Consider the following 18,466-nt stretch of genomic DNA (forward strand, 5'->3'; position numbering starts at 1 on the left):
GATGGCTATTTAATAGAAAGTCCTTGAAGGGGAACACGATGAACAACGTTCTGAAATTCTCTGCTCTGGCTCTGGCCGCAGTTCTGGCTACCGGTTGCAGCAGCGTATCCAAAGAAACCGAAGCTCGTCTGACTGCGACTGAAGACGCAGCAGCTCGCGCTCAAGCTCGTGCTGACGAAGCCTACCGTAAGGCTGACGACGCACTGGCAGCCGCTCAGAAGGCTCAGCAGACCGCTGACGAAGCCAACGAGCGCGCTCTGCGTATGCTGGACAAAGCCAGCCGCAAGTAATAATCCTCACGGATTGTTAAGAAGCCGATCCACTTGTGGGTCGGCTTTTTTATTGCCGTAACAAAAGCATATGGCGCACATGAAAAAGCCTGCGCCAAGGGTTAACCTGGCGCAGGCTCTGGATGCGTCGCTTAAGGCTTACTGCAACTCTGGCGGGATGCTCGACACCATCGGTGCTGCACCCTGATTATCGACCGGCACGGCAATTTCTACCGGCATGCCATCTTCTGCGGCGACCACATCGCGCACCATGTCCCAGTTCATGCGCAGGTTGTTTGCCAGGTCTTCACGCTTGAGCAGGGCATTGATGACCGCAGTGTGCTTGTCCACCACCGACGGGTTGCCTTGGTCATCAAGCGGTGTGTGCGCCTCGAGATATACCTTGCCGCCACTGATGCCGAACTTGTAGGGCTCGTTGATGATACGCACCGGCGTCCCCACCGGGACCATCTTCGACAGTTCAAGCACATTGTTGTTGAGCATGCGGAAGCAACCATGGCTAGTGCGCATGCCGATGCCGAACTTCTTGTTGGAACCGTGGATCAGGTAACCGGGCACACCCAGGGTGAACTTGAACGGCCCCAGCGGGTTGTCCGGGCCTGCTGGCACCACAGTGGGCAGGATGTCACCGTCGGCGGCGTGCTCGGCACGGATCGAGGCTGGCGGGGTCCAGGTCGGGTTAGGGGTCTTGGCGGTGATCTTGGTGTTGGCGATGGGCGAACCCCAGCCTTCACGGCCGATGCCCAATGGGTAGGTGTGCACTACGTTCTGCCCTTTCGGGAAGTAGTACAGACGGTATTCGGCAAGGTTGATGACCACCCCTTCACGCGGCCCGGGCGGCAGCACGTAACGGGTCGGCAGGATGATCTCGGTACCGGCGCCCGGCAGCCAGGGGTCGACACCCGGGTTGGCGGCGATCATTTCCAGATAGCCGAGGTCGTTGGCGGTGCCGATGTCGGCGAAGGTGTCCTCGTACTTGGCCTTGATCACCTGCACCTGGCCGACGACGTCTTCACCGGGCGGCGGCAGCGGCAGCTCCAGTGCAACGGCGGGGCCAGCTACCAGCAGGCTGGCCAGGGTCAGGCAACGGGTGACGGCGGGAAAGCGCGGCAACATCCGGTAAATCCTTCGAAAGGTGGGACAAGAGGATCGATTGTACACCCGCCCCGAGCCAAGCGGGAGGCATTGGCGGCCTTCAAGCGTTTCAGATGATGAAAGGCGCGAGGAGTTCCTGCGCGAATGGCCCTTTCAGAGCTCTGGCCAGACCGGGCGCATGCCGCGCCGCTGGGCGTCGAGGATCGCCCGGCACAGGTCGCACAGGCGGCCATCCCGGTAGATCGAGCGCTGCACGCCAGACCAGCGCGGTTGTGCCGGCAGCAGCCCGCCGCACAGGGTACGGTCGACCGGCACTCCCAACTCGAGTTGGCGGGCGGCCAGATGGACGCGGATTTCCTGGCAAGCGAACAGGTCGAGCTGCTCATCGGGCTCGATCAGTTGGTAGGCATACAAGGACCAGGCAGGGCGCGGCATTGGGGGCTCTCGAAACGGGGGGCGCAACATTATCCGAAAGCCGGCCCCGTTTAAAGCGTCACAGCAAGGGTTTTATCGCCGGCCAGGCATTTTCCAGCAACCGCTGCTGCGCCCCTTGCGCCGGGTGGATGCCGTCGGCCTGCATCAGCTCGGGCACACCCCCTACGCCCTCGAGGAAAAACGGCACCAACGGCACCTGCTTTTCCGCCGCCAGCTGTTCATACACCTTGGCAAAGGCCGTGGTGTAGCGCACCCCGTAATTGGGTGGCAGGCGCATCCCCAACAGCACCACCTTGGCACCCGATGTGCGCGAGCGCTCGATCATCGAAGCAAGATTTTGTTGCAATTGCTCTGGCGGCTGCCCCCGCAGGCCATCGTTGCCGCCCAGCTCCAGTACCACGAGGCTTGGCTTGTGCGCTGCAAGCAGCGCCGGCAGCCGCGCCTGGCCACCTGCACTGGTGTCGCCGCTGATCGACGCATTAACCACCTGGTCGTCGAAACCTTCGTCCTTGAGCCGGGTCTGCAACAAAGAGACCCACCCTTGGCGGGTATCCAGGCCAAAACCGGCGCTGATACTATCGCCGACAATCAGCAGTGTTCCCGCCGCCGCGCTCTGGGCCAGGCAATACAGGGCCAGACCGGCACTCAACCACCACACTCGCATTGGATTCTCCATGGGCCCCAGCATTCTCGTTGCGCAGAACCTTAGCAAAGTGGTCCCCAGTGCGGAAGGTGACCTGACCATCCTGCACGCGCTCTCCCTCGACCTTGCCCAAGGCGACAGCCTGGCCATCGTCGGCGCTTCAGGCTCGGGCAAGTCGACCCTGCTGGGGCTGCTCGCCGGCCTCGACCGCCCAAGCGCCGGGCAGGTGACCCTCGCCGGGCATGACCTGGGCCCGCTGGATGAGGACCAGCGCGCCCGCGTGCGCGCCGAACACGTCGGTTTCGTGTTCCAGTCGTTCCAGTTGCTCGACAGCCTCGACGCGCTGGAAAACGTAATGCTGCCGCTGGAACTGGATGGCCGCCGCGATGCCCGCGAACAGGCGCGCACCCTGCTCGAGCGTGTTGGCCTGGGCAAGCGCCTGACCCACACGCCCCGCCAGCTGTCCGGCGGCGAGCAGCAACGGGTGGCGATCGCCCGCGCCTTCGCCGCCCACCCTGCGGTGCTGTTTGCCGACGAACCCACCGGCAACCTCGACAGCCACACCGGTGAGCGCATCAGCGACCTATTGTTCGAACTGAACAAGGAACGCGGCACCACGCTGGTCCTGGTGACCCATGACGAACGCCTGGCCAGGCGCTGCCGACGCCTGATCCGCCTGGAGGCCGGGCACCTGGTGGCGCCGGTGGAGGCCTGATGACACACATGCCGTTGTCTCGCCTGTGCGGCCTGGCCTTGCGCCAGCTGCTGCGCGATATCCGCGCCAGCGAAGTACGCGTGCTGTTCTTCGCCCTGCTGGTGGCCGTAGCGGCCAGCACCGCCATCGGTTATTTCGGTGCCCGCCTGAACGGCGCCATGCAGTTGCGCGCCAGCGAGTTCCTCGGCGCCGACCTGGTATTGCAAGGCAGCGCCCCGGCGCGTGACGACCAGGTCAACGCCGGCAAGGCGCTGGGGCTGCGCCACGCCCAGGTCGTGGAGTTCACCAGCGTGGTCGGTGGCGACAGCGGCATTCAGCTGTCGAGCATCAAGGCCGCCGATGGCGCCTACCCCTTGCGCGGGCAGGTCCGCAGCGCCGCCGCACCCTATGCCGAGGAGACACCGGGCGGCGGCCCGGCCCCAGGCGAGGTGTGGATTGAGCCGCGCCTGCTGGCGGCCCTCGGGCTGAACGTTGGCGACAGCATCGACGTCGGCATGAAAACCCTGCGCATGAGCCGCGTGCTGACCTACGAGCCAGACCGCGCCAACAACTTCTACAGCCTGACCCCGCGGGTGATGATGAACCTGGCCGATTTGCAGGCCACGGGGGTCATTCAGCCGGGTAGCCGGGTCAGCTATCGCGACCTGTGGCGCGGCGATGCGCAAGCCCTGGCGCACTACCGCGAAGGGCTGGAAAAGAACCTGGCAGCCAACCAGCGCCTGCTCGACACCCGCGATGGCAACCGCCAGATAGGCGGTGCCCTGGGCAAGGCCGAACGCTACCTGAACATGGCCAGCCTGGTGGCGGTGCTGCTGGCGGGCGTCGCCGTGGCCATGTCGGCCAGCCGGTATGCGACGCGCCGCCTCGACGCCAGCGCCCTGCTGCGCTGCCTTGGGCTTTCCCGCCACCAGGCGCTGGGGCTCTACTGCCTGCAGCTGGCGATGCTCGGGCTGGTAGCCGCACTGGCGGGTGCCCTGCTCGGCTGGCTGGCGCAACTGGGCTTGTTCCGCCTGCTACACGGGCTACTGCCGAGCGTGGTGCCACCGGGTGGGGTCGCGCCCGCCCTGGCCGGCATCGCCACTGGCCTGGTCGCCCTGGCCGGCTTCGCCCTCCCCCCGCTCGCCGCCCTCGGCCAGGTGCCGCCGCTGCGCGTACTGCGCCGTGACCTGCTGCCGGTGCCGACCAGCAGTTGGCTGGTGTATGGCGCCGCCCTTTTCGCGCTGGGGCTGATCATGTGGCGCCTCAGCCTCGACCTGCTGCTGACCTTCGCCCTGCTCGGTGGCGGGCTGATTGCCGCGCTGGTACTGGGCGGCCTGTTGCTGCTTGGCCTGCGCAGCCTGCGTAGACTGCTGGCCGGCGCCCCACTGACTTGGCGCCTGGGCCTGGGCCAGCTGCTGCGCCACCCCCTGGCGGCCGCTGGCCAGGCACTGGCGTTTGGCCTGATCCTGCTGGCGATGGCACTGGTCGCGTTGCTCCGCGCAGAGCTGCTGGACACCTGGCAGGCACAGCTACCCAAGGATGCGCCCAACCATTTCGCCCTGAATATTCTGCCCGACGACCGCGAGCCTTTCGCCCAGCGCCTGCGTGACGTCAATGCGGCGTCGGCACCGTTGTACCCGGTGACGCCTGGCCGGCTTGTGCAGATCAACGAGCAACCCGTCCAGCAGATCGTCAGCAAAGACTCCGCCGGCGAGCGCGCGGTGCAGCGCGACCTCAGCCTGACCTGGGCTGCCGACCTGCCGACAGGCAATGCCCTGACGGCGGGCAACTGGTGGCAGGCACTGCCCTCCGCTGATGAAGTGCCCGGTGTTTCAGTGGAGGCTGAACTTGCCGCCAGCCTGAAGGTGCAACTGGGCGACCTGTTGACCTTCGACATTGGGGGCGAGCAACGCCAGGCCCGGGTCAGCAGCTTGCGCAGCGTGCACTGGGACAGCTTCCAGCCAAACTTCTACATGATCTTCCAGCCCGGCACCTTGCAGGGTTTGCCCACCACCTACCTGACCAGCTTCTACCTCGCGCCGGGTCATGACCTGGATGTTGTCGCGCTGTCGCGGGCGTTCCCGGCAGTGACCATTCTGCAGGTCGATGCCTTGCTGGAGCAGTTGCGCAGCATCCTTGCCCAAGTCACCCTGGCGGTCGAATACGTGCTGCTGTTCGTCCTGGCGGCGGGGCTGGCGGTATTGTTCGCGGGCTTGCAGGCAACACTGGACGAGCGCATCCGCCAAGGCGCCCTGCTGCGCGCACTGGGGGCGGCGCGGCCGCTGCTGGTGAAGGCGCGGCGTATCGAGTTCGGGTTGCTGGGGGCGGCCAGTGGTGCACTGGCGGCACTGGGTTGCGAGCTGATCACCCTAGTGTTGTACCGCTACGCATTCGCCCTGCAATGGAGCCCGCACCCATGGCTGCTGGTGCTGCCCCTGGCGGGTGCACTGCTGGTGGGCGCGGCTGGGGTGCTGGGGACGCGGCGGGCGCTGAATGCCAGCCCGTTGGCGGTGCTGCGGCAGGGTTAGCATTTCGACTGGAGTCGTGGCGGTAGACTCCTGACAGCGTTTGGCGCGCAGGCGTTGTTAGTTGAAACTGGGTGCGACAAAAAGGTCTACAATGCAGTAGAGATAGAGAGCAACGATGATTGACGGAACCAATATCAAAAAAGTCAGTTGGATTTTACTGGGAATATTCATCTTTTTTCTCGCCCTCGGGCCGTCGAACCTACAGTTTTTCTGGCCCGCCTTTCTCATCATCTCATTAGTTGCGCTCGGATGGACGCTATACCTGATTTACGTGTGTGAAAAATTTACTGCATATACCATATCGCTTGTTCTCACTACGGCCGGGCTGTTTTCTTTGCTATCCTGCAACTTGGCTTACCATGCTGCCGCCAGGCTTTTAGATGAGGCGGGTATTGCTGCTTTTCTGATCGGGCTTGTCCCAATGACAATCACAGCATTGACGTACCTAATTCTGGCTAACGGGAACCCGACATTTCACCCCTTCGAACATGATGGAATCAAGGTCCAGCCACGCCCGCAAAACAAGCAGAAACTGTCGATTGCATATAGCCCCCTCCTAGTGGCTGGCGCGACGACTGTAGCGGCAAGTATCTTTAGTAAAATAGTTGGGATTTTTACCTCAGGAATGGTTGCGTTATTCGGGCTACTGGCTTGCTCCCTGACCCTATTATTTTACTCGCGCCATATAATCAGGGGGCTACGCTCCCTTCGCAATCAAGAAAAAAGCATGCCCATCCCGTACACGTTCATGCGAATTGACGAAATTCGCAAGGCTCGAAGCCATTGGTGGATGAGCAGGTTGTTCAGGTGGGCTGCGTCCTGGCGCAGATCGCCAGGTGCTTGATTGTCGATGCTCACTGCATGGGTCCACTCAACGCTGAGGCGGTGAGCGTCCTCAAGCCTCATAGGCTCATCTCGCTGTACCGCTAATCCATTGCCCAAACGACTTGGGACCTGACACCGAATAGATAACAGGCGAAAAATGGCGACCAACCTTATTACTGAAGCTGGCTACCAATCCTTGAAAGACGAACTGGATTGGCTTTGGCGCGAAGAACGACCTGAGATTACTAAGAAAGTAGCCTGGGCTGCTTCTTTGGGTGACCGCAGTGAAAATGCGGATTACCAGTACAATAAAAAAAGACTGAGGGAGATAGATCGCCGCGTACGATACCTGCGAAAACGGATCGAAGATCTTCGCGTGGTTCCTTACTCAGTCACTCAGGAAGGCAAGATATTCTTCGGCGCCTGGATAACAATTAGCAACGAAAATAATGAGACTAAAACGTTTCGCATTGTAGGCGGGGATGAAATTTATGGTAGAAAAGATTTCATCTCTATTGACTCACCGATGGCACGCGCGTGCGTGGGCAAATGTGTAGGGGACGAAATTTCGGTACACACGCCAACGGGGGATGCTTATTGGGAAGTTACCGACATTCAGTACAGGGCTACGGAAGCTACTCCTCGGTTTATCAAACCCTGAGCGTTTTTCCTACAACCAGCCAACACGTGCAAATTACTGGTCAGTAGTGCCGGCTGATACTCGATTGGGTGAACAAGCCATACAGCTGCCACAGAGGGTTGAAGTCTTTCTGTCGTAAGCTTCATAACCCTCTGTACGCTGTCAGTCCTCAACAGCGCGCTCCTCAGCGTCGGGTAATCAAGCCCTGGCGCGCGATGCGAGTGAGGTGGCCAATGACTTCGGCGGCATCGCCCGGCGCTGGGGCCTGGATGACGGCCAAGTCGAAACGGTCGTTGCCGAACTGCTCCAGGCGGCACGTGGTTTCGGCAAACTGGATCAGAAAAGCGCGGGCCTGGCCCTTGCGGCGCGACAAGCCTTCGAGGTGACGCAAGAGGGTAGGCTGATGCTGGCCACCGAGCAGGATGCGCGGTGTGCGGGCCGCCTGGCTGGCAGGCAGTGGGCTCAAACAGACACTGGTACGTGGACAACTCATGGAGTATTTCTCCGCCTCGCGAATCCCGCTGGGCAGCGGTGGGAGGCGTCACCGAACCAGCGCTTTAGCGGTATTTCGGAGGGCCCGGAGCTGGGCTGTCCTGCGCCCCGCAAGTAGCTGTTTAAATCGGCGCAAGCGGTATGCTAGAGCTACAAGCGGCAAGCTGCAAGCCCCAAGCTGAAAGTGATCAACTTGAGGCCTGCAGCTTTTCTGCTATCAGCGGGCGATCAACCGGTCGACGGAGAAGCGGCCGGCGCCTTCGATCAGCACTGCGACGGTACCGGCCAGCAGCGCCAGGGCGAACTCATAGCCATTGTTGGACATGAACAGGCCGTTGCCGATGTGCACCGAGAAAATCGCCACCACCAGGGTTACGCTCAGTGCCAGTGCCGCCGGGCGAGCCAGCAGGCCGATCACCAGGGCCAGGCCGCCGAAGAACTCGGCGCTGCCGGACAGCAGGGCCATCAGGTAGCCAGGCGCCAGGCCGATACTCTCCATCCATTGCCCGGTGCCTTCCAGGCCGTAGCCACCGAACAGCCCGAACAGCTTCTGCGCACCGTGCGCCATGAAGATCAGACCGACCAGGATACGGACCACGCTCAGGCCCAGGCCGGCGCGGGTGGAGAGCAGTTGGGTGATAGCGTTGTTCATTGGGTGACTTCCTTGAAACTGGGATGTTGTGTTGGGATGGGCGCCATCATAATCAATCTGGTAGATATGAAAATCGCAAAAAACCCAACATAACAATCGACAGAATCGATTTGTCAGCGCTTGACTACGCGCTCCAGTGCAGCGCGCTCACGGTTGAATGCCAGGAAGTACTTGTTCACGCTGTTGACGAAGTTGACCGGCCCCATGCCTACCTGCTCCATGGCCACACGCTCGGTCTGGAAGAACCACTGGTTGCCATTGAGGCCACGCTTGCGCGCTTCGGCGCGCATCGCCTGCACCCGCTCCGGGCCAAGGTTGTAGGCCGCCAGCACAAAGGCCATGCGCTCGCGCTCGTTGATTTGCGGGCTGGCAAAGAACTTGCGGCGGATCAGCGCCAGGTAGCGAGCGCTGGCCTGCACATTACCGTCGACCGTCGCGGTATTGCTGACCCCAACCCGCTGGGCAGCCGAGGGTGTGATCTGCATCAGGCCATGCGCCCCGCCACTGCCGCGCGCCGTCGGGTTGAGGGTTGATTCCTTGAAGGCCAGCGCAGCCAGGTTGAGCCAGTCGATCTGCTGCGCCGCACCGTGCTTCTGCAGCACCGCGCGCACCGAGGTCAGCCGTTGCCGGTCCTTTTGCGCCAGTGGGTTGTGCACGCGGTACTGGCGCCGGTAGATACGCTCGAACGCTGCATCCTGGTTCTCGGGCGCGCGGTAGCCCTGCAGGAAGCGGTCGACGGTGGCCAGCAGCATCGGGGCATCACGTCGCACATACCAGCGCATGGCTTGCGGCTGGCCCAGTTGCAGCCGGGTGTCCAGGCGCAGCCGCGGCATCACCCTGGCCCAGCGTTGGGCGATTGGCCGCTCCACCACGGTCAGGTGATAAATGCCGGCCTGGACCATCTCCAGCACGTCTTCCACCGCCAAGGTCGAATCGACCCACTCGATCTTGACCGGTGGCCGCTTGCGCAGGGCCAGCTGCTGATTCACCTGCTGGATCAATGCGCCGGCAGCGCTCGCACTGGTCAGCGCGACGGTGCGCCCGGACAGCTGCTCGACACGGCTGAAACTGCGCTCGCCCTTGCGCCCGACCAGCCACAATGGCACCTGGTCCAGTACCGGAGCACTGCTGCTCACGCCACCGACCACCGCCGGGTCGAGCAATTCGCCGGGCGCGGCAAGGTCCCCTTCACCGCGCTGCAGGGCCCCGAGCAGTTGCTCCTTGGCCCGCGGAATGAGCTTGATGCGTACCTGTTGACCGTCGCCGGCCCGGGCATTGAGGTAATGCTCGAGCGCACGCAGGCGGTAGTACTCGATGCCGACGGGCTCGCCCTTGACCTCACCGGAACTGTTGCGGCTCTGGTTCACCAGCACCCGCAATACCTTGCTGCTACGCACCTGTTCCAGGTCGCGGGCCTTGCTCACCGGCACGTTCTGCTGCGGCCCCGGCACGCGTGCATAAGCGGGGCCGACGGTAATCAGCCCAAGCATCAGCAACAGGGTGAGCAGGTATCGCAGCATGCGAAAACGTGTCCAGGGTCGGTAGGCAGCGTCCATGAGGTACGAGCAGTTCGTGATAAATGACCGTAAAAGACCACGGCAACAGCCTGAAGTTCTTGGCTTTTTTCCGATTATCGCGCTTTTTGCTATGCTGGCCGTCCCGCGGCACGAGGTAGCACCATGCAACTGATCGATATCGGCGTCAACCTGACCAACAGCAGTTTCCACGACCAGCAGGCAGCCATCGTCGAGCGCGCCATCGAAGCTGGCGTGGTGCAGATGGTCCTTACCGGCACCAGCCTGGCGGTCAGCGAACAGGCGCTGGAGCTGTGCCAGCAGCTCGACCCCGACAGCAGGCACCTGTTCGCCACCGCCGGTGTGCACCCGCACGACGCCAAGGCCTGGGATGCCAACAGCGAGCGGCAGCTGCGCCAGCTGTTGAATGAAGAACGTGTACGCGCCGTAGGCGAATGCGGCCTGGACTTCAACCGTGACTTCTCCCCTCGCCCACTCCAGGAAAAAGCCCTGGAGGCCCAGCTGGCGTTGGCTGCCGAGTTGCGCCTGCCGGTGTTCCTGCACGAGCGCGATGCCAGTGAGCGCTTGCTGGCGATCCTGAAGGGTTACCGTGATCACCTGCCGGCCGCCGTGGTGCACTGTTTTACCGGCGAGCGCGAAGCGCTGTTCGCCTACCTGGACATGGACCTGCACATTGGTATCACCGGCTGGATTTGCGATGAGCGCCGCGGCATGCACCTGCATCCGCTAGTCGGCAACATTGCGCAAGGGCGCCTGATGCTGGAAAGCGATGCCCCGTACCTGCTGCCACGCAGCCTGCGGCCAAAACCCAAGAGCGGGCGCAACGAGCCAGCGTTTCTGCCCGAGGTGCTGCGCGAGGTCGCGCTGCACCGCAATGAAAGCGTTGAACAGACCGCGGCGCACACCACCGCTACCGCCAAGGCGTTCTTCCAGCTTCCCTGAGCGGCGCCGCACATAAACCATTTGTTGATACACATCAAAACCTCCCTGATGCGAGCGGGCACAATGATGGCACCTTGCCAATGTTGTTTCCGCTCAACTCAGAGAAGACCTACCCATGGGTGCCTGGCTTAGCAATATTTCCCTGAAATACAAATTCTGGGCCGTCAACGCGGTGGCCTTTGTCACGACCTTGATGCTGGTGCTCTATGCCGTGCACCTGGAGCAGCGAGCCCGCGCCGACGCCGCGCAGGCCCAGGCGCATTCCCAGGCCGAGCTGTTGAGCGCCTGGCCCGCAGGGCCTGCCCTGCCCCGCCAAGCCAACGTGATCGCCTGGCAGCCCGGCCAGACGCCGAGCTTTGCCGGCCAAAGCCTGGATGCCCTGTGCGACGCGCAAGGCTGGGTAGCCTTGCCAGCCACCTGGATCCTCGGCGACAACCCCTTGCGTGGCGCCGTGGTACTGCGCCATGGCGACCAGCAGGTGGCAGTCCTCGCCCAGGCCCCGAGCGTGCGCCAGGTATTCTTCGAGCGCTTCGTCAATTACGCCGTGTGCGTGCTGGTGCTGATGCTGGCAATGCTGTGTGCCTCGCAGTTGCTGATCCGCTTCCTGCTGAGCCAGCTCAACACCCTCAAGGACGTCATGCTGCACGTCGAAAAGACCGGCGACCTTGCGGCACGCGTGCCGTTGGCCTGCGGGGACGAAGTGGGCCAGATGGCCGGCGCCTTCAATGCCATGCAGTGCACCTACCACCGCGTGGTCAGCACCGTGGCACGTACCGCCGCGCAGCTCGACTCGGGCGCCGCGCGCCTGGCCACCAGCATGAACGACGTGCGCCACGGCATGCTCGGCCAGCAGAGCGAGACTGATCAGGCCGCCACGGCGATCAACCAGATGTCCGCCACCGTGCACCATATCGCCCAGCATGCCGGCGCCACTCGCGACCTGTCGCAGACCGCCGACACCCTCGCCGGCAGCGGCAAGGAGGTAGTCAACCGGGTGCAGGGCTCGATTGCCGGGCTGTCCAGCGGCGTGCAGCAGACGGCCGAAATGATCCGCCAGCTGGCCGAAGACAGCCAGAAGATCAATGGTGTGGTCAACGTCATCCACAGCATTGCCGAACAGACCAACTTGCTGGCACTCAATGCCGCCATCGAAGCCGCCCGCGCCGGTGACCTGGGCCGGGGCTTTGCCGTGGTTGCTGATGAGGTACGCAGCCTGGCCAAGCGCGTACAGGCCTCCACCGACGAGATCACCGGCATGGTGGCCGACCTGCAGGCCGGTACCCGCGATGCGGTGGAGTTCATGCAGGAGAGCTCCTTCAAGGCGGACGATTGCGTGCGCCAGGCCCAGGAAGCCGGCGTGGCCCTGGCAGACATCACCGGCGCCGTGGCACAGATGCGCGAAAGCAACACACAAATTGCCGTCGCCGCCGAGCAGCAGAGCCAAGTGGCTGAAGAAATGAACCGCGCCGTGGTGAGCATCCGCGATGTCACCGAGCAGACCGTGCAGCAGACCGCCGATTCAGCCACCACCAGCAGCGAACTGGCGACCCTGGCCGGCGAGCTGAACAAAGCCATCGGCCAGCTCAAGCTATAGTCACCATAGCCAGCCTCGATTGGCTGTGATCACAGCGCCGCACTAAGCTTTGGGCATGACCGCGAGGAAATGCCCATGAGCAAACGACTGCCCAACTTGCCCGCCTGGCAATGGCGCGGCTACCACCACAACCATCGTCACCCGACCAACCTGGTGCTGCACCTGATAGCCGTGCCGCTGTTCATCCTCGGCGCACTGCTGGTGCTGTCAGGCCTGTTCGCTCTGGACCTGGGCCAGATCGCCGTAGGCGTCATCGCCCTGATCGCCGGGCTAGGCCTGCAGCGCCACGGCCACCGCCTGGAGGCCGAGCAGCCAGAACCGTTCGCCAATCGCAAGGACGCCATGCAGCGCCTGCTGGCCGAACAATTCATCACCTTCCCACGCTTCGTGCTCAGTGGTGCCTGGTGGCGCGCCTGGCGGGAGCGGCACAAGCATCGTCGCTAGGCAAACACCGTAACCGTCTGCCGGCTCAAGGCCAGCAACGCTCCCTCTGCCGTCCACAGGGCGGCCGCTGCATGCCCGTAGCCGTCCCGGGCATGCTCGGTCTCGACGCAGTAGCGGCACCAGTCCAGCGTCGACAGGCGCGCTACCGGCTGGATGAATTCGATGGTCCAGGTCAGCGTGCTGCCTGCAGCGGGTTGTTTCAGGTAAGGCATCAGGCTGGGTGGCCAGGCGTCCACCAGGGCCAGCAAGTGGGCTTCGTTGACCTGCTCCTCGGCAACATCGCGCAAGCGCACCCAGCCGCCCATGTGCCGTGATTGATTGCCACTGAACGGCAGCCCGCCAACTGCCCAGCGCAAAGCGACGTGACGCATGAACTCAGGGGTGATGCCTTTGATGTACGGCAGCTCAGGGGCAGCGTCCTTTAGCGCCTTCATCTCCATGGCGGGCACTGCCGGAACATCCACCACCGATGGCCGCCCCGCACCGAAATTGCCCTGCACCAACGTCACCACCTGGCCATCCTGCACAGCGCGGCCCAGCAGCGTGCTGACTGCTTTGCCCTCGCGCAGCACTTCGACTTCAAAACGGGTGGGCACGTCGGGCGCCGCCGGGGCGACGAAACTGATGGCCAGGGAACGCACTGGGCGGCTGTCGGAGAGTTTCAGGCGCATGGCCTCGTAGACCATGGCAGCCATCAGGCCACCGAAGGCAGCACGCCCCTGGGCCCAATTGGCCGGGATGCTGACCGCGTCCGGGTTTGCTCGCACGGCGTCGAGCAGTTGCTTGAAATTCATGGGCCGACTCCTGCGTAAGGTGTCAGCCCATACTATCCAGCAAACGGCTCTCGATCAGCCCGCAAATCGGTCATTTGCCGGGCTTGCGCCGCTCAAGCGCAGCCAGCAAGGCATCCAGCGTAACGTCGGCGGTGCGTTCGGCTTCGTGCAGCTGCTGCTCCCAATCCACCTTGCAGGGCGCAAGGTCCGCCTGCGCTTGAGCCTGCAGCAACCACTGCAGGTGGTCATGCCAGACACCCAGGTCGCCCTGGGCTTTCTTCAGCAAGCCCTGCAGCCGCTTGCCGGCATGGTCCAGCTGGGGATAGGCCTGGTCGCCGTAGCGCACGCGCTTGATCAGCAAGCGCAGGCGATGACGGTCATGGGCGGGGTCCTGCAAGGCTTCATGCAACTTGCGCCACTGCTTGACCAGGCGCTTGTCGACGCGCTTGCCCAGCGCCTTGGCCAGCCCCTCACGCCCCGCCGCACGCAGGAACAGCGGGAACGCATCGAGAATAGACAGTACGCGGCCCAGTTGCGGGCTGGCGGCGACGCTGGCGAACGTTGCAGTGCGCCCCTGCAGGCGCCGTTGCCCGGCATCTGCCAAGCCGCGACGCAGCAGCTCGCCCGCCAGCACCTCGCGGTCACGCAACGGCGTGGTCAGCGTGCCAAGCGCCTTTGCAGCGGCCTCCAGCTGCTCTACCCCAGGCAAACCCGCAAGCGGGCGCAGCAGGCTGCGCAGCCGCCGCACGCCTATGCGCAGGTCGTGCAGCGCCTCGCTGTCGGTATCGGCAGCCAGGCGCTCGCGACACGCCAGCAGGCGCACCTGCAAGGCCAGTACCTGGGCAACCACATGGTCGAGCATGGCAGACATACAGCGCTCCTCGGTCAGCGCCCGGCGCGCGACTCACGAATGTAGAAACGCGCCTTTTCGGCTTTCTTGCTGCAACCTTCAAAGCCCTCGAACTGCTGCTGGGTCTTGGCCCCGGTCAGCAGCGACAAGGCCTTGGAATAGCTGACAGTACCGGCAAACCCTTCTGCCTTGGCCAGGTCGAGCTCCTTCCAGGCGGCATCCAGCTGCGTCGCGCAGCTGTCACGGTAGGCCGTCTTGCCCGCACAGCCAGCAAGGGCCAGGGCAATCAGAGGAAGGCAGATCCAGGCTTTCATCGGTGGTACCTCAACAGGTTGAAATAGAGTGGCTGTTCGACGCCCGGGCACCTGAAAAGTGCCGCGCTCGGCGTGTTTTGCCTAGAGTCTACATTGAAGCACAGGCGGCGCTCGGTGCATTGTAGGACCATTGTTGCAAAGGCCCGGGGAAGATCATGAGCAAACGTGTAGCACTGGTGTTGGGATCAGGGGGCGCTCGGGGTTATGCCCATATCGGCGTGATCGAAGAAATCGAACGGCGCGGCTACGACATTGCCTGCATCGCCGGCTGCTCCATGGGCGCGGTAATCGGGGGAATCTACGCAGCGGGCAAGCTGGACGAATACCGCAACTGGATCGAAAGCCTGGATTACCTGGATGTGCTGCGCCTGGTCGACGTCAGCTTCCGCCTTGGCGCCATCCGCGGCGACAAGGTGTTCGGGCAGATCCGCAAGATCGTGGGCGAAATCAACATCGAGCAACTGCGCATCCCCTATACGGCAGTGGCCACCGACCTGACCCACCAGCAGGAAATCTGGTTTCAGGAAGGCTGCCTGCACCAGGCCATGCGCGCCTCGGCAGCCATTCCCAGCCTGTTCACCCCGGTGATGCAGGGCAACCGCATGCTGGTCGACGGCGGCATCCTCAACCCACTGCCGATCGTGCCGGTGGTGTCGAGCCACTGCGACATGATCATCGCGGTGAACCTCAACTCCACCAACCAGAAGCAGTACCAGTTGCCGGTGATCGAACGGCCGGCAGCGTTCAAGATGCGCTTTGACTCGCTGCTCAGTTCGCTGGGTTCGCACCTGCCGTTCCGGCGCAAGCCGGCCGAAGAGCTGATGCGCATCGAGCAGGAAATTACCGCCGAAGGCTTGGTACCGCCCAACCCCTGGCTGGCCGATGCAGCCTCCCCGGAAGCACAGCAACCGGCGGCGGCACCGGAGAGCGAAGGCGCGCCCAAGTCGGCAACCGGGTCATTCATCATCGACAACGTTGGGCCCGCATCACTGCTTGACCTGATCAACCAGAGCTTCGAGGTGATGCAGACCTCCCTGGCGCAGTACAAGATCGCCGGATATCCACCGGATGTGCTGATCAACGTACCCAAGCGGGTATGCCGGTTCTTCGAGTTCTACAAAGCGCCGGAGCTGATTGCGCTGGGCAGGGAGATTGCGCGGGATACGCTGGATAACTACGAGGGGGAAAAGCGCTAGCGTTGGTTCTGACACCACAAACGAAACAGGCCGCATTACGCGGCCTGTTTCGTTGCACGGCATCCACTCAGTAGCGAGTGATGTCCGCAGTGCCTTCCAGCTGCTTGCGGTACGCCGCGAAGTCCTGCTGGCCAGCGCGCGAAGCGAGGTAGCGGCGAATCTGCTGCTTCTCTTCGTCGCTGGCGGCGGCGCCTTCGTTGACGCCCTTGAGCTGCAGCACAACCAGGCTGCCATCAGCCAGCACGACACTGCCGTATTCCGGCTTGTCCTTGGCTTCTGGCTTGGCGAGGCGGAACAGCGCCTGCAGCTCGGCCGGGTCGATACCGTCCTGGCCGCGGGTGACTGCCTCGTAGGCCTTCCAGCTCTGCCCGTCGTGGGCGGTGCCGGCGGCGATCGAGCCATCTTTCAGCCCAGCGATCAGCTTGTCCGCCTTGGTCTTGAGTTCGGCAGTCGCCTTCTCCTTGGCCAGGTGTTCGCTGATGTTCTTGGCCACGGCTTCCAGCGGCATTTGCTCAGGCTTGCGATGCTCCTTGACGCGCAGCACCACGGTGGTTTCCGGGTCCAGCTCGATGGCGGTGCTGTTGGCAGCCTCCTCCAGCACTTCCTCGGAGAACGCAGCCTGGATCACCGCACGGTTGGCAGTGATGCCTTCGCCACCTTCACGGCCGAATGGCGCCGAGGTGTGCACCTTGAGGTTCAGGTCCTGGGCCGGCTGGGCCAGGTCGGCAGCCTCGTAGGCGGCATCCTGCAGCTGCTTGCTGGCATCGACGTAACGCTGCTCGACCAGCGGAGTCTTCAGGTCACGCGTGAGCTTGTCCTTCAGGCTGGCGAAGCTCGGTACTTCAGGCGCCTGCTTGCCCAGCAGCTTGATCAGGTGGTAACCGAACTCGGTACGTACCGGGGCCGAGACCTGGCCATCGTCGAGCTTATAAAGGGCCTCTTCGAAGGCTGGGTCATACACCCCTGGGCCGGCGAAGCCGAGGTCACCACCGGTGTTGGCGGAACCTGGATCCTGGGAGAACTCTTTCGCCAGCTTGGCGAAGTCTTCACCCTTGGCCAGACGCTGCTCGACTTCTTCGACGCGCGCTTTGGCCTGGGCATCGCTGACCTTGTCGTTGACCTCGATGAGGATGTGCGCGGCATGGCGCTGCTCGGCAAGGTTGGCGATGTCTTTTTCGTACTGCGCCTTGAGCTCGTCGTCGGTGACCTTGACCTGGTCGAAGAACGCCGACTTCTTCAGCTCGACGTAATCGATGACCACTTGATCAGGGGTCATGAACTCCTTGGCGTGCTGCTCGTAGTGCGCCTTGACTTCGTCATCGCTGACCTTGACCGCCGCGGGGTTGGCCTTGAAGGTCAACGAGGCGAAGTCGCGGGTCTGGTTTTCCAGGCGGGCAAAGGCGTCTACCTGCTTGTCGGTGACGAAGCTGCTGCCGGCAATACCGGTGCGCACCTGACCGATCAGCATTTCTTCGGCGAGCATCTCGCGGAACTGCATACGGCCATAGCCCATCTGGCGGATGACCTGGTCGAAACGGTCGGCGTTGAACTTGCCATCAACCTGGAATTCCGGGGTTTGCAGGATCACTTGATCCAGCGCGGCCTCGGAGAAGGCGAACTTGGCGTCTTCGGCACCCTGCAGCAGCAGCTTGCGGTCGATCAGCCCTTTGAGCGCGGCGTCGCGCAGCAGTTTTTCGTCCAGCAGCGCCGGGTCGAAATCTTTGCCCAGTTGTTGCATCAACTGGCGACGCTGCATGTCGGTCGCCTGGCTCAGCTCGTTCTGGCTGATGGTCTGGCCGTTTACCTTGGCCGCGTCCTGGCTATGGGTGGCGGCCTGGAAAATGGCCTCGAAGCCGGTCAACGCCATCAACACAACGATGAGGCCGATGATGGTCTTGGCAATCCAACCTTGTGAATTGTCCCTGATATTTTGCAGCATGCGTCCCCCAGAAACGGCTGTACCACTGCGTCGACAACCGCGGAGCGTGGGTAGAATCCTGATAAAAGAAAGGCGCATCCGAGGATGCGCCTTTTCTTAGCAAACGTGTCAGGCGGGAACGTTTGCGACCCGCCTTCAGCGTGCTCGAACCTGGCAAGGCCCGGTCCGGCTGAAAGAGACGACTTAGTTGACGGCGTCTTTCAGGCCTTTGCCAGCCTTGAAACCTGGAACCTTGGCGGCAGCGATCTTGATTGCGTTACCAGTTTGCGGGTTACGGCCGGTGCGCTCAGCGCGCTCTTTGACCGAGAAGGTCCCGAAGCCAACCAGAACGACGTCGTCGCCTGCTTTCAGGGCACCAGTTACGGAGTCGATCACAGCATCCAGAGCCTTACCTGCGGTAGCTTTGGAAATGTCAGCCGATGCAGCGATAGCGTCAATCAGTTCCGACTTGTTCACTCTAAGTCCCCTTTTTCTCTATTTGAGTTTGTTTCTAAGTATGTAATGAAAAGCTTATGAAACGTGCGCTGGGTGGCTTGTTGACAATAGCGTGCCGCTTTATAGCAAGGCCCCGAAAAAACTGTCAAG

At 62.8% G+C, this 18,466-nt stretch carries 20 protein-coding genes; 9 read left to right on the plus strand and 11 right to left on the minus strand.

Features of this window, described 5'->3' with window-relative positions:
- Nucleotides 1-38: 38 nt before the first annotated feature.
- Nucleotides 39-290: an outer membrane lipoprotei OprI gene (gene oprI, locus ACNQPL_RS01965; protein WP_003259780.1), complete on the plus strand. Its 252-nt coding sequence runs from the start codon at nucleotides 39-41 to the stop codon at nucleotides 288-290.
- A 138-nt stretch (nucleotides 291-428) separates the two neighbouring features.
- On the opposite strand, the gene ACNQPL_RS01970 is transcribed toward oprI, so the two are convergent.
- The 3 genes from ACNQPL_RS01970 to ACNQPL_RS01980 all read right to left on the minus strand — a co-directional run bounded on the left by ACNQPL_RS01970 (nucleotide 429) and on the right by ACNQPL_RS01980 (nucleotide 2,484).
- On the minus strand, nucleotides 429-1,406 hold the full coding sequence (locus tag ACNQPL_RS01970) for a L,D-transpeptidase family protein (protein ID WP_346615449.1): 978 nt from the start codon (nucleotides 1,404-1,406) through the stop codon (nucleotides 429-431).
- A 132-nt stretch (nucleotides 1,407-1,538) separates the two neighbouring features.
- The gene (locus ACNQPL_RS01975; RefSeq protein WP_346615448.1) at nucleotides 1,539-1,820 is read right to left on the minus strand and encodes a hypothetical protein; all 282 of its coding nucleotides are present in this window, start codon (nucleotides 1,818-1,820) and stop codon (nucleotides 1,539-1,541) included.
- A 58-nt stretch (nucleotides 1,821-1,878) separates the two neighbouring features.
- Nucleotides 1,879-2,484, minus strand: a complete 606-nt coding sequence (locus ACNQPL_RS01980) for an arylesterase (protein ID WP_416465600.1) — start codon at nucleotides 2,482-2,484, stop codon at nucleotides 1,879-1,881.
- 10 nt (nucleotides 2,485-2,494) lie between these two features.
- On the opposite strand from ACNQPL_RS01980, the gene ACNQPL_RS01985 reads away from it, so the two are divergent.
- The 4 genes from ACNQPL_RS01985 (at nucleotide 2,495) to greB (ending at nucleotide 7,171) form a co-directional block, all read left to right on the plus strand.
- Complete coding sequence (locus tag ACNQPL_RS01985; RefSeq protein ID WP_346615446.1) at nucleotides 2,495-3,178, plus strand: ABC transporter ATP-binding protein; 684 nt, start codon at nucleotides 2,495-2,497, stop codon at nucleotides 3,176-3,178.
- A complete protein-coding gene (locus ACNQPL_RS01990; RefSeq protein WP_416465602.1) occupies nucleotides 3,178-5,685 on the plus strand; it encodes an ABC transporter permease in 2,508 nt (835 codons plus the stop codon). The genes ACNQPL_RS01985 and ACNQPL_RS01990 overlap by 1 nt, the downstream gene beginning before the upstream one ends.
- Nucleotides 5,686-5,800: 115 nt before the next feature.
- On the plus strand, nucleotides 5,801-6,529 hold the full coding sequence (locus ACNQPL_RS01995; RefSeq protein ID WP_416465604.1) for a hypothetical protein: 729 nt from the start codon (nucleotides 5,801-5,803) through the stop codon (nucleotides 6,527-6,529).
- 138 nt (nucleotides 6,530-6,667) lie between these two features.
- Entirely contained in the window at nucleotides 6,668-7,171 is a 504-nt protein-coding gene (gene greB / locus ACNQPL_RS02000) for a transcription elongation factor GreB (RefSeq protein ID WP_416465606.1), read from the plus strand.
- Between the two features lie 163 nt (nucleotides 7,172-7,334).
- On the opposite strand, the gene ACNQPL_RS02005 is transcribed toward greB, so the two are convergent.
- The 3 genes from ACNQPL_RS02005 to ACNQPL_RS02015 all read right to left on the minus strand — a co-directional run bounded on the left by ACNQPL_RS02005 (nucleotide 7,335) and on the right by ACNQPL_RS02015 (nucleotide 9,814).
- Nucleotides 7,335-7,643 (minus strand): hypothetical protein, encoded by a 309-nt coding sequence (locus ACNQPL_RS02005; protein ID WP_346615440.1) that lies wholly within the window; start codon nucleotides 7,641-7,643, stop codon nucleotides 7,335-7,337.
- A 216-nt stretch (nucleotides 7,644-7,859) separates the two neighbouring features.
- Nucleotides 7,860-8,294, minus strand: a complete 435-nt coding sequence (locus ACNQPL_RS02010; RefSeq protein WP_346615439.1) for a DoxX family protein — start codon at nucleotides 8,292-8,294, stop codon at nucleotides 7,860-7,862.
- A gap of 113 nt (nucleotides 8,295-8,407) precedes the next feature.
- Nucleotides 8,408-9,814 carry a transglycosylase SLT domain-containing protein gene (locus ACNQPL_RS02015; protein WP_346615438.1) on the minus strand — a complete coding sequence of 469 codons (1,407 nt, stop codon included), beginning with the start codon at nucleotides 9,812-9,814 and terminating at the stop codon, nucleotides 8,408-8,410.
- 159 nt (nucleotides 9,815-9,973) lie between these two features.
- Between ACNQPL_RS02015 and ACNQPL_RS02020 the strand changes: the two genes are divergently transcribed.
- From ACNQPL_RS02020 to ACNQPL_RS02030, 3 genes are all read left to right on the plus strand, one after another.
- Nucleotides 9,974-10,771 (plus strand): TatD family hydrolase, encoded by a 798-nt coding sequence (locus ACNQPL_RS02020; RefSeq protein ID WP_416465608.1) that lies wholly within the window; start codon nucleotides 9,974-9,976, stop codon nucleotides 10,769-10,771.
- Nucleotides 10,772-10,886: 115 nt separating this feature from the next.
- Nucleotides 10,887-12,365: a methyl-accepting chemotaxis protein gene (locus ACNQPL_RS02025; protein WP_416465610.1), complete on the plus strand. Its 1,479-nt coding sequence runs from the start codon at nucleotides 10,887-10,889 to the stop codon at nucleotides 12,363-12,365.
- A gap of 75 nt (nucleotides 12,366-12,440) precedes the next feature.
- Nucleotides 12,441-12,809, plus strand: a complete 369-nt coding sequence (locus tag ACNQPL_RS02030) for an Mpo1-like protein (protein WP_346615435.1) — start codon at nucleotides 12,441-12,443, stop codon at nucleotides 12,807-12,809.
- Here the strand turns inward: ACNQPL_RS02030 and ACNQPL_RS02035 are convergent.
- The 3 genes from ACNQPL_RS02035 to ACNQPL_RS02045 form a co-directional block, all read right to left on the minus strand.
- Nucleotides 12,806-13,603 (minus strand): acyl-CoA thioesterase, encoded by a 798-nt coding sequence (locus tag ACNQPL_RS02035; RefSeq protein ID WP_416465612.1) that lies wholly within the window; start codon nucleotides 13,601-13,603, stop codon nucleotides 12,806-12,808. The two genes, ACNQPL_RS02030 and ACNQPL_RS02035, sit on opposite strands and share 4 nt — an antisense overlap.
- 70 nt (nucleotides 13,604-13,673) lie before the next feature.
- Nucleotides 13,674-14,453: a CHAD domain-containing protein gene (locus tag ACNQPL_RS02040; RefSeq protein WP_416465614.1), complete on the minus strand. Its 780-nt coding sequence runs from the start codon at nucleotides 14,451-14,453 to the stop codon at nucleotides 13,674-13,676.
- Nucleotides 14,454-14,467: 14 nt separating this feature from the next.
- A complete protein-coding gene (locus ACNQPL_RS02045; protein WP_346615432.1) occupies nucleotides 14,468-14,746 on the minus strand; it encodes a hypothetical protein in 279 nt (92 codons plus the stop codon).
- 155 nt (nucleotides 14,747-14,901) lie between these two features.
- On the opposite strand from ACNQPL_RS02045, the gene ACNQPL_RS02050 reads away from it, so the two are divergent.
- Nucleotides 14,902-15,942: a patatin-like phospholipase family protein gene (locus tag ACNQPL_RS02050; RefSeq protein ID WP_346615431.1), complete on the plus strand. Its 1,041-nt coding sequence runs from the start codon at nucleotides 14,902-14,904 to the stop codon at nucleotides 15,940-15,942.
- Between the two features lie 67 nt (nucleotides 15,943-16,009).
- On the opposite strand, the gene ACNQPL_RS02055 is transcribed toward ACNQPL_RS02050, so the two are convergent.
- Together ACNQPL_RS02055 and ACNQPL_RS02060 are read right to left on the minus strand one after the other, a co-directional pair.
- Nucleotides 16,010-17,881, minus strand: coding sequence for a SurA N-terminal domain-containing protein (locus tag ACNQPL_RS02055; RefSeq protein WP_346615430.1), 1,872 nt, complete (start codon nucleotides 17,879-17,881; stop codon nucleotides 16,010-16,012).
- 183 nt (nucleotides 17,882-18,064) lie between these two features.
- A complete protein-coding gene (locus ACNQPL_RS02060) occupies nucleotides 18,065-18,337 on the minus strand; it encodes an HU family DNA-binding protein (protein WP_027593949.1) in 273 nt (90 codons plus the stop codon).
- Between the last annotated feature and the right edge of the window lie 129 nt (nucleotides 18,338-18,466).

This window comes from Pseudomonas sp. LFS044 (assembly GCF_047978245.1).
In the GTDB taxonomy this organism is placed as follows: Bacteria; Pseudomonadota; Gammaproteobacteria; order Pseudomonadales; family Pseudomonadaceae; genus Aquipseudomonas.

Coding starts and splice junctions, on each gene's coding strand:
- ACNQPL_RS02005 (WP_346615440.1), bottom strand. CDS start 7,643: ATGAGTTGTCCACGTACCAGTGTCTGTTTGAGCCCACTGCCTGCCAGC.
- ACNQPL_RS02015 (WP_346615438.1), bottom strand. CDS start 9,814: ATGCTGCGATACCTGCTCACCCTGTTGCTGATGCTTGGGCTGATTACC.
- ACNQPL_RS02050 (WP_346615431.1), top strand. CDS start 14,902: ATGAGCAAACGTGTAGCACTGGTGTTGGGATCAGGGGGCGCTCGGGGT.
- ACNQPL_RS02010 (WP_346615439.1), bottom strand. CDS start 8,294: ATGAACAACGCTATCACCCAACTGCTCTCCACCCGCGCCGGCCTGGGC.
- ACNQPL_RS01990 (WP_416465602.1), top strand. CDS start 3,178: ATGACACACATGCCGTTGTCTCGCCTGTGCGGCCTGGCCTTGCGCCAG.
- ACNQPL_RS01985 (WP_346615446.1), top strand. CDS start 2,495: ATGGGCCCCAGCATTCTCGTTGCGCAGAACCTTAGCAAAGTGGTCCCC.
- ACNQPL_RS02040 (WP_416465614.1), bottom strand. CDS start 14,453: ATGTCTGCCATGCTCGACCATGTGGTTGCCCAGGTACTGGCCTTGCAG.
- ACNQPL_RS02030 (WP_346615435.1), top strand. CDS start 12,441: ATGAGCAAACGACTGCCCAACTTGCCCGCCTGGCAATGGCGCGGCTAC.
- ACNQPL_RS02020 (WP_416465608.1), top strand. CDS start 9,974: ATGCAACTGATCGATATCGGCGTCAACCTGACCAACAGCAGTTTCCAC.
- ACNQPL_RS02045 (WP_346615432.1), bottom strand. CDS start 14,746: ATGAAAGCCTGGATCTGCCTTCCTCTGATTGCCCTGGCCCTTGCTGGC.
- greB (WP_416465606.1), top strand. CDS start 6,668: ATGGCGACCAACCTTATTACTGAAGCTGGCTACCAATCCTTGAAAGAC.
- ACNQPL_RS02025 (WP_416465610.1), top strand. CDS start 10,887: ATGGGTGCCTGGCTTAGCAATATTTCCCTGAAATACAAATTCTGGGCC.
- ACNQPL_RS02035 (WP_416465612.1), bottom strand. CDS start 13,603: ATGAATTTCAAGCAACTGCTCGACGCCGTGCGAGCAAACCCGGACGCG.
- ACNQPL_RS01980 (WP_416465600.1), bottom strand. CDS start 2,484: ATGCGAGTGTGGTGGTTGAGTGCCGGTCTGGCCCTGTATTGCCTGGCC.
- ACNQPL_RS01995 (WP_416465604.1), top strand. CDS start 5,801: ATGATTGACGGAACCAATATCAAAAAAGTCAGTTGGATTTTACTGGGA.
- ACNQPL_RS02055 (WP_346615430.1), bottom strand. CDS start 17,881: ATGCTGCAAAATATCAGGGACAATTCACAAGGTTGGATTGCCAAGACC.
- ACNQPL_RS01970 (WP_346615449.1), bottom strand. CDS start 1,406: ATGTTGCCGCGCTTTCCCGCCGTCACCCGTTGCCTGACCCTGGCCAGC.
- oprI (WP_003259780.1), top strand. CDS start 39: ATGAACAACGTTCTGAAATTCTCTGCTCTGGCTCTGGCCGCAGTTCTG.
- ACNQPL_RS01975 (WP_346615448.1), bottom strand. CDS start 1,820: ATGCCGCGCCCTGCCTGGTCCTTGTATGCCTACCAACTGATCGAGCCC.